The 14,128-nt window shown below is 64.1% G+C and carries 12 protein-coding genes and 1 tRNA gene; 7 read left to right on the top strand and 6 right to left on the bottom strand.

All coding sequences use genetic code 11. From position 1 onward, the window contains the following. Positions 1-20: 20 nt before the first annotated feature. From ssb to AAC645_RS11685, 3 genes are all read left to right on the top strand, one after another. Positions 21-572 (top strand): single-stranded DNA-binding protein, encoded by a 552-nt coding sequence (gene ssb / locus AAC645_RS11695; protein ID WP_340316200.1) that lies wholly within the window; start codon positions 21-23, stop codon positions 570-572. 222 nt (positions 573-794) lie between these two features. Next, a complete protein-coding gene (locus tag AAC645_RS11690; RefSeq protein WP_340316198.1) occupies positions 795-2,333 on the top strand; it encodes a capsular polysaccharide export protein, LipB/KpsS family in 1,539 nt (512 codons plus the stop codon). Continuing rightward, a complete protein-coding gene (locus tag AAC645_RS11685; RefSeq protein ID WP_340316196.1) occupies positions 2,330-3,595 on the top strand; it encodes a capsule biosynthesis protein in 1,266 nt (421 codons plus the stop codon). The genes AAC645_RS11690 and AAC645_RS11685 overlap by 4 nt, the downstream gene beginning before the upstream one ends. A gap of 26 nt (positions 3,596-3,621) precedes the next feature. On the opposite strand, the gene AAC645_RS11680 is transcribed toward AAC645_RS11685, so the two are convergent. The 5 genes from AAC645_RS11680 to aroA all read right to left on the bottom strand — a co-directional run bounded on the left by AAC645_RS11680 (position 3,622) and on the right by aroA (position 10,100). Beyond that, positions 3,622-4,146 (bottom strand): GNAT family N-acetyltransferase, encoded by a 525-nt coding sequence (locus AAC645_RS11680; protein WP_340316194.1) that lies wholly within the window; start codon positions 4,144-4,146, stop codon positions 3,622-3,624. 72 nt (positions 4,147-4,218) lie between these two features. Continuing rightward, the gene (locus AAC645_RS11675; protein WP_340316193.1) at positions 4,219-5,997 is read right to left on the bottom strand and encodes a glycosyl hydrolase; all 1,779 of its coding nucleotides are present in this window, start codon (positions 5,995-5,997) and stop codon (positions 4,219-4,221) included. A 232-nt stretch (positions 5,998-6,229) separates the two neighbouring features. After that, positions 6,230-7,939, bottom strand: a complete 1,710-nt coding sequence (gene rpsA, locus AAC645_RS11670) for a 30S ribosomal protein S1 (RefSeq protein ID WP_340316192.1) — start codon at positions 7,937-7,939, stop codon at positions 6,230-6,232. Between the two features lie 203 nt (positions 7,940-8,142). Further along, positions 8,143-8,769, bottom strand: coding sequence for a (d)CMP kinase (locus AAC645_RS11665; protein WP_340316191.1), 627 nt, complete (start codon positions 8,767-8,769; stop codon positions 8,143-8,145). Next, a complete protein-coding gene (gene aroA, locus AAC645_RS11660) occupies positions 8,766-10,100 on the bottom strand; it encodes a 3-phosphoshikimate 1-carboxyvinyltransferase (RefSeq protein ID WP_340316189.1) in 1,335 nt (444 codons plus the stop codon). The genes AAC645_RS11665 and aroA overlap by 4 nt, the downstream gene beginning before the upstream one ends. 116 nt (positions 10,101-10,216) lie before the next feature. Between aroA and AAC645_RS11655 the strand changes: the two genes are divergently transcribed. The 3 genes from AAC645_RS11655 to AAC645_RS11645 all read left to right on the top strand — a co-directional run bounded on the left by AAC645_RS11655 (position 10,217) and on the right by AAC645_RS11645 (position 11,944). Next, positions 10,217-10,534, top strand: coding sequence for a TIGR02300 family protein (locus AAC645_RS11655; protein ID WP_340316187.1), 318 nt, complete (start codon positions 10,217-10,219; stop codon positions 10,532-10,534). A 158-nt stretch (positions 10,535-10,692) separates the two neighbouring features. Next, positions 10,693-10,768: transfer RNA gene (locus tag AAC645_RS11650), tRNA-Ala, on the top strand. 825 nt (positions 10,769-11,593) lie between these two features. Next, positions 11,594-11,944 carry a hypothetical protein gene (locus tag AAC645_RS11645; protein ID WP_340316185.1) on the top strand — a complete coding sequence of 117 codons (351 nt, stop codon included), beginning with the start codon at positions 11,594-11,596 and terminating at the stop codon, positions 11,942-11,944. A gap of 121 nt (positions 11,945-12,065) precedes the next feature. On the opposite strand, the gene AAC645_RS11640 is transcribed toward AAC645_RS11645, so the two are convergent. Further along, on the bottom strand, positions 12,066-12,455 hold the full coding sequence (locus AAC645_RS11640) for a hypothetical protein (RefSeq protein WP_340316183.1): 390 nt from the start codon (positions 12,453-12,455) through the stop codon (positions 12,066-12,068). A 232-nt stretch (positions 12,456-12,687) separates the two neighbouring features. Between AAC645_RS11640 and AAC645_RS11635 the strand changes: the two genes are divergently transcribed. Further along, entirely contained in the window at positions 12,688-13,986 is a 1,299-nt protein-coding gene (locus AAC645_RS11635; RefSeq protein ID WP_340316181.1) for an NRAMP family divalent metal transporter, read from the top strand. Positions 13,987-14,128 lie beyond the last annotated feature (142 nt).

The raw sequence follows: 14,128 nt of genomic DNA, 5'->3' as shown, positions 1-14,128 counted from the left end.
CCCCAATTTAGGAGACAGCCGTGGCTGGCAGCGTGAACAAGGTGATCCTGGTCGGTAATCTGGGCCGCGACCCCGAATCGCGCAGCTTTCAGAATGGCGGCAAGGTGGTGAACCTGCGCGTCGCCACCTCCGAGCAGTGGAAGGATCGCAACACCGGCGAGCGCCGCGACAAGACCGAATGGCATTCGGTGGCGATCTTCAACGAGAACCTGGCCAATGTCGCGGAGCGCTATCTGCGCAAGGGCAGCAAGGTCTATCTCGAAGGCCAGCTCCAGACCCGCAAATGGACCGACAATGCCGGTGTCGAGAAATATTCAACCGAGGTGGTGCTGCAGGGCTTCAACGCGGTGATGGTGATGCTCGATGGACCCGGCGGTGGCGGCGGCGGCGGGATGGGCGGTGGTGGCGGCGCGAGCAGCGGCGGCAGCAGCTGGGGCGACGATGAGGGCGGCGGCTATGGCGGCGGCTCGAGCTTTGGCGGCGGTGGCGGCCGCGGTGGTGCCAGCGCGCCGGCGGGCCGCAAGTCGGATCCGTTCGATGCCGGCGACCTCGACGACGACGTGCCCTTCTGAGGCCCGCCACTGATCCGTCGTCATCCTGAACCTGTTCAGGTGCCGACTCGGCCGCCCGGAGGCACGTCGGCGCCTGCCCGCTGCGGCTCCGCACGACAGTCCCTGCCGAAACAGGGACGAACCGTGCGCGAAACATATTTCCCCTGCCTTATGCGCTTGATCGACGGCGGGGGGAGCGTATTTTCCCGCGATGGTTAAGGTCAGGGTGTGCCGGGCGATACGATGAAGGTCTTCGTTCCGTTCCTTCGGTCACCGCCCTTCCCCGGTACGCCGGCGGCCGTTGCTGCCGTCAGCACGGCAAAACCTGCCCCCTCGCCTCGTGCAACAGCGTCCACGCAGGACGTCGAGCGCGCGCGACTGATCATCGACCAGATCGTCACCGAGCGGATCGGCGGCAGCTTCTGGTGTTCCGGGGCCGACGATCCCTGGCACCGCATCGACCAGGGCGCGATCAGCGCGGGTGGCGACGACGAACTCGGTCTGGTCGCGTGGATGGCCGGACGCGAGGTCGACTGGCTGGGCGCCGGCCGCTTTTCCGACATCGCACGTGATGGCGCGCCCGACCCGCTCGAACGCGCCGTGATCACGTGGCTGATCGATGCCGCCGACTATCGCGATCCTTTCTGGGGCCGGCCGGTGCCGGTCGAGGCGGCGATCGAACAGCTCGCCTTCTGGCGCCATGCGATCGACCGCAATCGCGGCCTCGCGGTCGCCGCCGGCATCGCCGGGTGGAAGCGGCGTGAGGTCGAGACGATGCTGTGGCCGGGCCAGCATCTATATTTTGCGCGCGGCGCCGCCGACGCGGTGCGCAATGCCCGCGCCGGGCAGGGCGCGATTGCCGTGTGGCCGTCCAAGGCGCCGCGCGGCCTCGATGCCGAGGCGGCCGCGCATGGCGTCACGGTGCATCCGGTCGAGGATGGCTTCCTGCGCTCGACCGGCCTGGGCAGCGACTGCCACCCGCCCCACTCGATCATCCTCGATCGCAGCGGACTCCACCTCGATCCTCGCAAGCCCTCGGATCTCGAGACGCTGATCGCGACACCTATCGACAATCCGGTGCTGATCGCTCGCGCCGAACGGCTGATGCGCAGCCTGATCGATGCCGGCATCAGCAAATATGCCAGCGGCGGCCGAGCGTTCGAGCGGCCGGTGCAGGGCCGTCGTGTGGTGCTCGTGACGGGGCAGGTCGAGGACGACCTATCGGTCCGCCTCGGCGGAGCGGGCGTCGCGGGCAATCTCGACCTGATCCGCCGCGCGCGAGCAGCCGAGCCCGACGCCTATCTCATCTTCAAGCCGCACCCCGATGTCGATGCCGGCCATCGCAGGGGGCGGATTGCGGACAGCGAAGCGCTCGCAGTGGTCGACCTGATCGTTCGCGACGCACCGATGTCCTCGCTGCTCGACAGCGTCGATGCGGTGCATGTGCTCACCTCGCTCGCCGGGTTCGAGGCACTGATCAGGGGATGCGAGGTCGTGACCCATGGCCACCCTTTCTACGCAGGTTGGGGATTGACGCGCGACCTGGCACCGCCCATTGAACGGCGCTCGGGCCGCATAGTAACGAAGGCGCAATTGGTGGCGGCAACCTTGATCCTGTATCCGCGCTATCTTGATCCAGTCACAAAATTGCCCTGTCCGCCTGAGATATTGGTCGAAAGACTGGCGGCACAACCCGTTCCGCAAGAGACCCTGCTGACGCGCTTCAGGCGCATGCAGGGACGTTTGCGGCGCGGAATGATCGGCGCGGGAGGCAGAGCGTGAAGCTGCACGACATAGCCAAGCAACGCTTTCTGTTCCTGCAGGGGCCGCCCGGCCCGTTCTTCGATCGCCTCGGCGGGGCACTGCGCGACCTGAAGCACGCCGTTCACCGGATCAATCTCAACGCCGGCGATGCCGCCTCCTGGACGGGGCCCGCCGTCGATTATCGCGGCACCGCCGAACGCTGGCCCTGCTTCGTCGACGATTATATCGTCCAGCACGCGATCAGCGACGTGATCCTGTTCGGGGATTGCCGGCCGCTGCACAATGCCGCCCGCGGCATGGCCCGGCTGCGCGGCGTGCGCGTCCATGTGTTCGAGGAAGGCTATATCCGCCCGAACTGGGCGACGCTGGAACTCGACGGCGTCAACGGCCATTCGACTCTGCCGCGCGATCCGAAATGGTATCTGGGCGCGGCGCGCACATTGCCGCCGCTCGCCGATCTTCCCAACGTGCCGTCCCGCTTCCGTCGTCGTGCGCAGGAGGCGACCAGCTATTATGCCCGCACCTCGCTCGGCAAGCTGCGCTTTCCAAACTACCGGTCGCATCGCGACCGTTCGGCCGCCGCCGAGGCGCTAGGCTGGCTCAAGCAGTTCGCGCTGCGCAAGCTGCACGAGGATCAGGCCGAGACGGCGTTCGCCCGACTGGAGGGCCGCCGCTACTTCACCCTGCCGCTACAGCTCTCGTCGGATCACCAGATCCGCGTTCATTCGCTGTTCGGCACCATGCAGGCCGGCGCCTCCTATGTCATAGAGAGCTTCGCGCGCTCCGCGCCAACCGACACCCTGCTGCTCGTCAAGGAACATCCGCTCGACAGCAGCCTGTTCAGCTGGCGGCACTTCATCCGCCGCGAAGCGCGTCGCCTCGACGTCGAGGACCGGGTGATCTTTGCCAAGGGCGGCAGTATCGCCGACATCGTCGAGGGCTCGCTTGGCGTGGTCACCGTGAACAGCACGACCGGAACGCTCGCGCTTGCATCCGGCGTACCGGTGATCGCGCTGGGCCAGGCGGTGTACAACATTCCCGGCATTACTTTCGATGGCCCGCTCGATGCCTTCTGGAGCAACCCGACGCCGCCTGACCCGAAGATCTGGGACGCCTTTTCGCGCGTGTTGCAGGCGCGCTGCCTCGTCTATGGTGGTTTCGCCAGCGACGAGGGCATCGAGATGCTCGTCCAGGGCTCGATCGCCCGCCTCGTCCATGCGTCGACGATGATCATCGACCTGACCAAACACATCGGCAACACGGCGCAAGCGGCGGAATAACCGCCTGCGTCGTTCGACAAGCGAGCTCATCGCCGGCGGAAGATATACTCCTCGTCGTACCAGCTGCCCACCTTGAACCGATATTCTCCCGCCTTCTCGAACCCGCGCGCGGCGTAAACCGTCTGAGCCTTGTCATTGCCAGACCATACACCGAGCCAAACGGGGCCGGGGCGCGCCACCGCGAGATGGTCCAGCGCGCAATCAAGCAGCTGCTTGCCCAGCTTCAGCCCCTGTGCCTCGCGCAGCACATAGAGCTGGTAGAGTTCGCCATGCCCTTCCTGCACCTCGGGATGCGGCAGCTTGCAGGGCCCGATCTGCGCATAGCCGAGCAGTCGGCCATCACGCTCGGCGACCCAGTTCTGCCGGCTGCGGTCGGCGATCTCGGCGGCAACCACCGGCTCAGCGTAAGACGCTGCTTCGAATATGGCGAGATCGACGGGCGGATAGGGAATGCCGAAGCCTTCGTCGAGGAAGGTTTCGCGGAACGTGACCAGTTTGAGGTCGGCGAGCGCTGCCGCGTCATCTGGGCGGGCCGGGCGGATGATTGTCATGCCACTGGGCGTAGAACGGGCCGGCTTTGAAAAAAAGGGCGGGCACGTCTCGTCGCCGCCCTGAAGGGCATCTCAGATGAAGTCCTGATAGCTCAGCGTCGTCGCCGCGGCGCCATCGAGCTTGACGATCGAGTCGATCGCGCCCGGCGCGCCAGCACCCTGATAGAAAAGGAAGCTGTCGGCACCGACCTTGAGCGCCGCGATATCGGTGCTACCGGCATGGCCGTCGAGCAGCTGCTGCGCATAGCTCTGCGCCGAAGCGACGGTCGTGAACAGCTTGGTCGCGACGAGCAGGTCGCCCGCGCCGACCTTGAAGGCGAGATCGATGTGATCGGTGCCGTGAAGGAAATCCGTGACTTCCTGGAACAATGTTCCAGTGTTCGCGGCAGCACCCGAACCGGGCTGGCTGAAATCGAAGATGTCCGCGCCGCCACCGCCGGTCAGCACATCGGCATGCCCGCTACCCTTGCCCGCGACCAGCCGGTCGTCACCGTCGCCGCCGGTGAGCGTGTCGCGGCCGGCACCGCCCTGCAGGGTGTCGTTGCCCAATCCCCCGGCGAGCAGGTTGCCGCCGGTAGCCGCGCCTGCGTCGATACGGTCCGCACCGCCGCCGCCCTGCGCACTGTTCGCCCCCGCACCCTTGATGACGATGCTGTCATTGCCGTCGCCGCCATCGATGACGTTCTTGCCGGTGCTGCCAGCCGCGCCGACGGTAATCCTGTCGTCGCCGCCCTGCCCCTCGATGCGGTTGCTGCCGCTGCCGGCCGTGATCGTGTCGTTCGCGTCCTTCGGGACGCCGGCGGCGTTGCCGTAGATGAGGTTGTCGCCATTGCCGACATAGATGTTGTCGGATCCATAGCCGCCCGAGACGGTGTTGGCGCCGTGGCCGAGCGCGATCACGTCGTTGCCCGAGCCGGCGTCGAGGGTGTAATTGATGTTTGTGGCTTCCTGGCCGAAATAGTTGTCGGCGCCGTCACCAGTCCAGGATCTGGCGGTGTAGCTCCCCGCCGGATCGACTCCGTTGACGAGCATCGCCTTATAGACCTCGCCGGCCGCACCATATTGGCCGTTGCTCAGCTTGCCCCTGAAGGAGGCGTTGCTATCCCAGTAATTCGCATAGGCGACATCGTGGGTGTCGAACCATTGCTTGGCGAGCGCGATGAAGCTGCCGCCATTGGCGGTGTTCATGCCCCACTCGCTGTAGGCGCTCTGCTTGCCGTGGGCGGCCGCGAAATCCTCGACCCATTGCAGGCCATATTTGGACGTCACCAGATATTGGAACATCGTCGCGCCATCGGCCGCCGTCGCGCCCGATTTGTTGAAGTAGAAGTCGCCGCCGATGAAATCGACATATTTGTCGCCGGGATAGGCGGTGGCCGGGTCCATCGCCGTCTTCGATACCTGGATGTTCCACTCGAACTTGAAATTGCCCGAAACCGACCGGAATGCGTCCACTGCGTTGCGAAATGTCTGCGCAAATGCCGCCGGGTCCTTGATCGCCGACCAGTTGAAATAATTCTCGTTCATCTCGTTGCCGAGGCGGACGATGATCGGCTGGTCCTTGCCGAAGGAGGCGACCAGCTTCTGGGCCGCATAGACATAGTTGGCGTCATATTTGTGCGCGGCGCCATCCTGGAGGTTGCCGGTGTCGGCGATCAGCGGCACCGACCAGAGCGGAGTGACCCCCTGCGCCTTGGCCTGCACCGCATTGAACGCGATCTCGCCCTTCCAGCTGGCCCAGTCAGCCTTCTCGATGAAGATGGTGGTCATCTGCGGATTGGTGCCGAGCCAGCTGCGCGCTGTCTCCAGCCCGGTTCCGCGCACGCCGCCGACGAACATTCCGGTAAGCATAGGTCACTCGCACTTCGAGAAGTCGAGCCCCCCATCTAGGCGGTGCGACTTAAGCGGCTATGCAAGGCGGTGGTTAACGCGGCCGAAAGTCGCGGATTTGCGTCGATGCGATGATTAAGCACTTCGTCATCCCGAACTTGTTTCAGGATGACGACGATAAAAAGGGCGCGGAAGCCGAAGCTCCGCGCCCTCTTGATACCGGAGCGCCCTGAAAGCGCCCGATGACAGTTGCTTAGTTGCCCTGGCGCGCCTTGAGCGCCTCGCCCAGGATGTCGCCGAGCGACGCGCCCGAGTCGGACGAACCGTACTGCGCGACGGCCTGCTTCTCTTCGGCGATCTGCATCGCCTTGACCGAGAAGGTCGGCTTCTTCGAACGGTCGAAACCGCTCACCATCGCGTCGAACTTCTGGCCGACCTGGAAACGCTCCGGACGCTGTTCGTCGCGGTCGCGGCCGAGATCGCTGCGCTTGATGAAGCCCACCACGCCATCGTCGCCGGCCTGCACTTCGAGGCCGCCATCGGTGACCGCGAGAACCGTGACGGTAACGATCGCGCTCTTGTTGAGCTTGGCGCCATCGCTCGCCGCTGCGGTGGAGACACCGCCGCGCTCGAGCTGCTTGATGCCGAGCGAGATGCGCTCCTTCTCGGGATCGATGTCGAGCACGATCGCCTTGACGGTTTCGCCCTTGTGGTGAAGCGCCAGCGCTTCCTCACCGGTGACGCCCCAGGCGATGTCGGACATGTGGACCATGCCGTCGACATCGTTGTCGAGCCCGACGAACAGGCCGAACTCGGTCGCGTTCTTGACTTCGCCCTCAACGGTCGAGCCCACCGGATGCGCTTCGGCGAAGCTTTCCCACGGGTTGTTGATCGCCTGCTTGAGGCCGAGCGAGATGCGGCGCTTGTCGGCGTCGACCTCGAGGATGACGACTTCGACTTCCTGGCTGGTCGATACGATCTTGCCGGGGTGGACGTTCTTCTTGGTCCAGGACATCTCGGACACGTGGACGAGGCCCTCGATCCCCGCTTCCAGCTCCACGAAGGCGCCATATTCGGTGATGTTGGTGACGCGGCCGGTGAACTTGCCACCGATCGGGTACTTGGCGGCGGCGCCTTCCCACGGATCATTCTCGAGCTGCTTCATGCCGAGCGAGATGCGCTGCGTGTCCTTGTTGATGCGGATGATCTGCACCTTCACGACGTCGCCGATGTTGATCATCTCGTTCGGATGGCCAACGCGCTTGTAGCTGAGGTCGGTGACGTGGAGCAGACCGTCGATGCCGCCCAGGTCGACGAATGCACCATAATCGGTGATGTTCTTGACGACACCCTCGATAACCTGGCCCTCGGCGAGCGACTGGATCAGGCCCGAGCGCTGCTCGGCGCGGGTCTCTTCCAGGACAGCGCGGCGCGACACGACTATGTTGCCGCGGCGGCGATCCATCTTGAGGATCTGGAAGGGCTGCGGGATATCCATCAGCGGGGTGACATCGCGCACCGGGCGGATGTCGACCTGCGAGCCCGGCAGGAAGGCAACGGCGCCGTTGAGGTCGACCGTGAAGCCGCCCTTGACGCGGCCGAAGATCACGCCTTCGACGCGGCTGGTCGTGGAGAATTCAGTTTCAAGCTTGTCCCAGGCGGCTTCGCGGCGGGCGCGGTCGCGGCTGAGCATCGCTTCGCCATGGACATTCTCGACGCGGTCGACATAGACCTCGACTTCATCGCCGACCTTGAGATCGGCCTTCTGGCCGGGAGCCGCGAACTCGCGGAGCGCCACGCGGCCTTCCGACTTGAGGCCGACGTCGATGACGGCCATGTCGTTTTCGATCGCGGTGACGGTGCCCTTGACGACGCGGCCTTCGAAGCCTTCGTTTTCGCCGCCAAGCGTTTGATTCAGGAGAGCCGCGAAGTCGTCGCGGGTCGGGTTTGCCGCAGTGGCCATAAAGTTAGAGTTCCTATTCGATTATTCCGGCCATCCGGTTGTCTCCGGAGGTCTTGGGGCCAGAACCGCCACAGGAGCCGAATGCCCCTATGGCATCCTCCGAATCATCGCGCTCGCGGCAGGCTACCCGACAAAGCAGAAAGGCGCGGCAAGAGATCGGCTATCCGCCGACCCCCTGACACGCCTGCTTCAGCGACCTCTTTTTAGCGGTCTGCCGTTCGGCCTTCCACAAGCGCAATCGCCCGTTGGACGGCCGCGTCTATACCCAAATCGCTTGTATCGAGCAAGTCGGCATCCGCGGCCTGGCGCAACGGTGCCGCGGACCGCCCCATGTCGCGTTCGTCACGAGCGAGGATGTCGGCCATCACCGCATCGAAGCCTATCGCCGCGCCCATCGACTCGAGTTCGCGGTGGCGGCGCTCGGCGCGGACCCTGGCGCTGGCGGTCACGAACAGCTTGGCATCGGCTTCGGGCGCGATGACCGTGCCGATGTCGCGGCCGTCCAGCACCGCGCCACCGGACTGGCCAGCAAAACCGCGCTGGCGATCGAGCAGCGCCTCGCGAACCTGCGGATGGACCGACACCAGCGAAGCCGCCTTGCCCGCAGCCTCCGTCTTCAGCGCAGGATCTCGCAGCAGCGCCGGATCGAAATCGCAGGCATGGAGCGCGTCCTGGGCATCGGCGGGATCGCCGCCGGCGCGCATCACCGCCATGCCAACGGCACGGTACAACAGGCCCGTATCGAGATGCGGCAGGCCAAAATGGCGGGCCAGAGCCCTGGCGATCGTGCCCTTGCCCGAGGCGGCCGGGCCGTCGACCGCGACGATCATGCCGTCTCCGCCCCGAGCGCGCGCATCAGCGCGGCGAAGCCGGGGAAGCTGGTCGCGACCGGCCCCATGTCGTCGATGACGACGGGTGCCCGCGACACCAGTCCGGCGACCGCGAAGCTCATCGCGATGCGGTGGTCGAGTCGCGCGGCGATGGTCGCGCCGCCGGGCAGCGGGTCGCCGCCGGTACCGTCGATGACCAGCCCGTCCTCGAGCTCCTCGACTCGGGCGCCGATCGCGCGCAGCCCTTCGGCCATCACCGTGATTCGATCTGATTCCTTGACCCGCAACTCCTCGAGCCCGCGCGCGATGGTGCGGCCCCCGGCCAGCGCCGCCGCCACGAACAGGATCGGATATTCATCGACCATCGCCGGGACGGTCTCGATCGGCGTCTCGATTCCCTTGAGCGTCGAATGGCGCACGACGATGTCCGCGACCGGCTCCCCGCCGACCTCGCGCCGGTTGGTGAAGGCGATGTCCGCACCCATCATCCGCAGCACGTCGAACAGCGCCGCGCGGGTGGGATTGAGGCCGACATTGGTGACCGTCACCTCCGATCCCGGCACCAGCAGCGCCGCCACCACCGGGAAAGCCGCCGAGGAGGGATCGCCGGGCACGACGATATGCTGCGGGCGAAGCTCGGCCTCGCCACGGATCGAGATGATCCGGGTGGCGCCGTCCAGCTCGACCGAAAGCTCCGCGCCGAAGCCCTGCAGCATCCGCTCGCTATGGTCGCGGGTGGGCACCGGCTCGATCACGCGGGTGATGCCGGGCGTATTGAGGCCGGCGAGCAGCACCGCCGACTTCACCTGCGCCGATGCGACCGGCAGGCGATATTCGATCGGCACCGCCGGGCACAGCCCGCGCAGCATCAGCGGCAAGCGCCCGCCCGGCGTGGCGGTGATGTCCGCGCCCATCAGCGACAGCGGCTCGATCACCCGGTTCATCGGCCGCTTCGACAGCGAGGCATCACCGGTGAAGGTGGCGGTGATCGCGTGGCTGGCGACCAGCCCCATCAGCAGCCGCGTCGAGGTGCCCGAATTGCCCATGTCGAGCGCGCCCTCGGGCTGGAGCAGCCCGCCGACGCCGACGCCGTGGATGCGCCAGCCGCCATCGGCCTCCTGGACGATCTGAGCGCCCATGGCGCGCATCGCCGCGGCGGTGGCCAGCACGTCCTCGCCGGTCAGCAGCCCCTCCACCCGGCTTTCGCCGACCGCCAGCGCCGACAGCATCAGGGCGCGGTGCGAGATCGACTTGTCGCCGGGAACGCCCACCACGCCCCGCAGCGGGCCGGGCGCGGCGAAGCTTGCGGGTTTGGGGGCGGTGCCATGCATAAGGCGCGGCTTTTGACAGCGGCGTTCCGCTATGGCAAGGCGCCCGGCGTTTCGGCTGTCCGATGACTCGGGCAGCCTTTGAGTTTTCCTCATTTTTCGACTGGAGTTTCTGCACCGTGGTGAAACCTGAATGGGGCACCAAGCGGACCTGCCCGAAATGCGGCACCCGCTTTTACGATCTCGAAAAGGACAATCCCGTGACCTGCATCGAATGCGGTGCGGCGTGGGAGCCCGATCCCGTCCTGAAGTCGAAGCAGCCGCTGCCGTTCGACGCGCCTAAGAAGGAAGTCGAGGTCGAGACCGCCGATACCGATCTGTCCGAGGACGATCTGGACATCGACGAGGAAGCCGAGACCAACCCGGACGACGATGTCGACCTGGGCGGCGACGACGATATCGGCCTGAACACGACCGACAACGACGACGAGAACTAAGGCCGGAGGCCGGGCCGCCCCCGCGCGGGCGCCCCGGCACCGGTCATCCGACCGAAAAGCCGCTCCTCATGCTAAAAGGGCTCTTGCGGGCCCCGCCAAGCTGACATAAAGGAGCGCGCTCCGCCGCCGGTCCCATCCGGCGCGGATCGAAATGGCACGGGGCCGTAGCTCAGCTGGGAGAGCGCTGCGATGGCATTGCAGAGGTCTGGGGTTCGATCCCCCACGGCTCCACCATTTTCCCATTTCAGGCAGATGCGATCCCGGTGACCGCGTTGTGCGCTGGACGGTCAGCGCCGATCCGTGCGCCGCTGATCGAACTATCTCAACCTTGAAACGGCCCGCCAGATGCGAACGATTCGCATTTATTCCGGGTGCATGGGGTTGTCTGCTCGTTTTTTAATATTTTTTCTCCGAACGGCCTCCACAAGGCGAGTTGATCGTCTGATCACCGCCGATGGCGGGCGACGACCGATCGCCCGAGCCGGAAGCATTGTCTTCAAATATGCTGGTCATGAGAATGAGCCATCGGGGCCCGAACAGGCCGCCCGTAAGCGGCGGCTATCCCAGCGGGCCAGACCCTACACGTCAAGAATAATCAAAGGCATTCGCGCCACTGCAGAGCGCCGCGGCATGATGGGCACGTCTCATTGCAGTCGCAGCGCCGGGATGCCACCATATTGGCATGAACCGCCCGATACTCACTATCGCCGCTAATTGGGTCGTTCCTCGCCCCGACAACTCTGGACGCGAGAAACCTACGCACATTGCCTGAAAAGATCGCCAAGCGGTGCGGCACCCCAGTTGAGTGGATCGGTTGCTGGCAAAGACGAGGTGCATTTGCAGCCCCCGCCCCCAGCCATATCAGTCGCCAGCTAGCTGGATGCCGATAGACGCGATCTACTGGACCTCTCCCAATTCGAGATATATTTCACAGACAAACCACCCTTTATCTGAGAAACCGGCCGTACTTTCCGTGCGACGGCATTACCGCGCCAGGCTCACTTCCGCTATTGGGCCGGCAGCGGCCAACTCGTCCGAAATGGTTTGAAACGGCTAGAAATGTTGGAACGTCCGCAATTCTCCGGCTACCTTTGGGAGATGTCAGCCTATCCTAAGATGCAGCTGTCCAGGCTTCGAGAGATCGGATGGAAGTATTGGGACCCGATTGGCCTCGCTAATTCCGATGGTGGGTGGGACGAAGCGTGTGCTGACGAATATGATGAGTATCTTCTCCATATTGTCAGCTTGCTACGCAGCGGGCAACCTGCCGGACAAGCCGTCGCATATCTCGATTGGGCCAGTTCTGAAGATATGGGGCTGGGCCATCTGGACGGCCGATTGCATCTGGCTTCGGTTAAAACCGTTGAAGCCGTTCGCTCCTATTTGAAGACTTTGACCCACAAATTCTGATCGTCCGCCGTGGCAGCGAGCAGCCATGCCGATCAGATTGATCCGACGGCGGAGATGGGGTGGTTATGCGACGGTCAGCTTTTAGGCGAGACGTGTCGATAGCTGCCGTTAAACCTTTCCACTAACAGGGCGTACCGCGCTCCAGATCAATTAGGCCGAGCGGGTCTGTCGGCACCATGATGACGGGTGTAGCTGTATAGGGCTTCATCATCATGTAGTAACTCGGGAACTGATTTTGCTGCCGTACTTTTAACGAGGGCTCCCTGTCTAATGTGAAACCCGGAGAGAAAATAGCGGTCGCGCTGTTCTCGTCGTGTTCATGATCAACTTGAACTTTGGTCATGTTTCCCGGAATAAGAAAACGACCTTCTCGATCTTTGATCTTCAACACCGGGACGCTGCCGACGTAATAGCAACCATCGGTTAAGTCTAAGCCCGGCGGTGGCGGCTTCAAAGAACACCCGGTCGCAAGCAGGAAGACGACCATCGCGGATGTTCGCAGCGTGTTCACGGGCGTCCGCTTAGCAGGGCGCCTTGGGCAAGTCGATAACGACCGAGATTGGGTCGCGAGCGGACATGTCGGCGCCCGTCGCCAGCGCAGGGTCGGATGGCAGGAAAGTTGTGGGAGGCGGACCGCCTGCTTTCGATCACAACCGTCGCAAATGGGCGCGGTGATAGCGGTTATCCTGATCCCGCGGTGGCTGCGCGTTGCTACTCGACGCGGCGCGTGCGACTGCTGACGAGTGACCACACCTGTCTCCTCTGATACCGCCGCCCCTAGCGGAATTCGTGCCTTTTTACGGGCTCTCGGGCCTGGTCTTGTTACGGGCGCAGCTGATGACGATCCTAGCGGCATAGGCACACATAGCCAGGTGGGCGCCCAATTTGGTTATGGTCTGGCGTGGACATTTGTCCTCAGCTTCCCGCTGATGGTGGCAATACAGCAAATTGCTGCCGAGATCGGCCGTGTCACCGGCGCCGGCATCGCCCGCAACCTGAGACGTCATTTTCCCCGTCCGATATTGTGGTTGATGGTCTCGCTGCTGCTGATCGCGAACATCGTTAATCTTGGAGCCGATCTGAGTGCAATGGGTGCGGCCCTGACCCTCCTCATCGGTGGAAATGGCGCGCTTTACACGCTGCTGTTCGGCATCGTGTGCATCGTTCTAGAAGTTGGGCTTAGTTACCCGCGCTATGCCGCAATCCTGAAATGGACGACGCTGTCTCTGTTTACGTACGTTGCCGTCGTAGCCGTTGCCAATGTGCCGTGGCCTCACGCGCTGCGCTCGCTGGTAGTGCCCGAACTGCAATTTAACGCCGCCTATGCGACCGCCTTCGTCGCGATCCTCGGCACGACGATAAGCCCCTATCTTTTCTTCTGGCAGGCCGGGCAGGAAATTGAGGAACAGCACCGGCACCACGCCAAACCGCTGTGTCTGACGGCAACGACCGCCGGCCCCGAACTCAAGCGCATTCAACTTGATACGCTCACCGGCATGGCGTTCAGCACCATCATATCGCTTGCGATCGTATTCGCTACCGCTGCGACGCTTCATGCCCATGGAGTGCGCGACATCGCAACGTCGTCGCAGGCCGCCGAGGCACTTCGCCCGATAGCGGGACAATTTGCCTTCGCCATGTTTGCCGCAGGTGTCATCGGCACGGGGCTGTTGGCTGTGCCTGTGCTTGCGGGGTCGGCTGCCTATGCCGTTACCGAAATGGCGGGAATTGCAGGCAGCCTCGATGCCAAGCCACTCTCTGCTCGGCTGTTCTACGGGACGATTGCGGCGACTACGCTGGCCGGGGCTTCCCTGAATGGCATCGGTATTGACCCCGCCCGTGCACTTTACTGGGCAGCAGTCGTCAACGGCATTCTCGCTGGCCCATTGATGGTTGTGATGATGCTGATCGTTCGTAATCCTCGCGCAATGGGGCGTTTGACCGTGTCTCGTCGGCAGATGATCACTGGGTGGTCGGCCACTGTCGTGATGATCGCGGCATCGGCACTTTTCCTGGGTTTTGTGGTTGCCGGTGCCGTTTGAAGTCCGTCCCCGAGGGGCTGCTTTTGGGGAATCGTCTCGCAGTGGCGGAAGGCCGCTATTGGGCGGATTGTGTTGAAGAAGTCGGCTCGTGGCAGGATCGGACGTTGCTCGCGGATCAGGCGATCGGGTCGCTGCCGGCTCA

The organism is Rhizorhabdus argentea (assembly GCF_037861105.1).
Classification (GTDB): Bacteria; Pseudomonadota; Alphaproteobacteria; order Sphingomonadales; family Sphingomonadaceae; genus Rhizorhabdus; species Rhizorhabdus argentea.
Note: the sequence above shows the minus strand (reverse complement) of the source record. Positions and strands in the feature narration are given on the sequence as shown.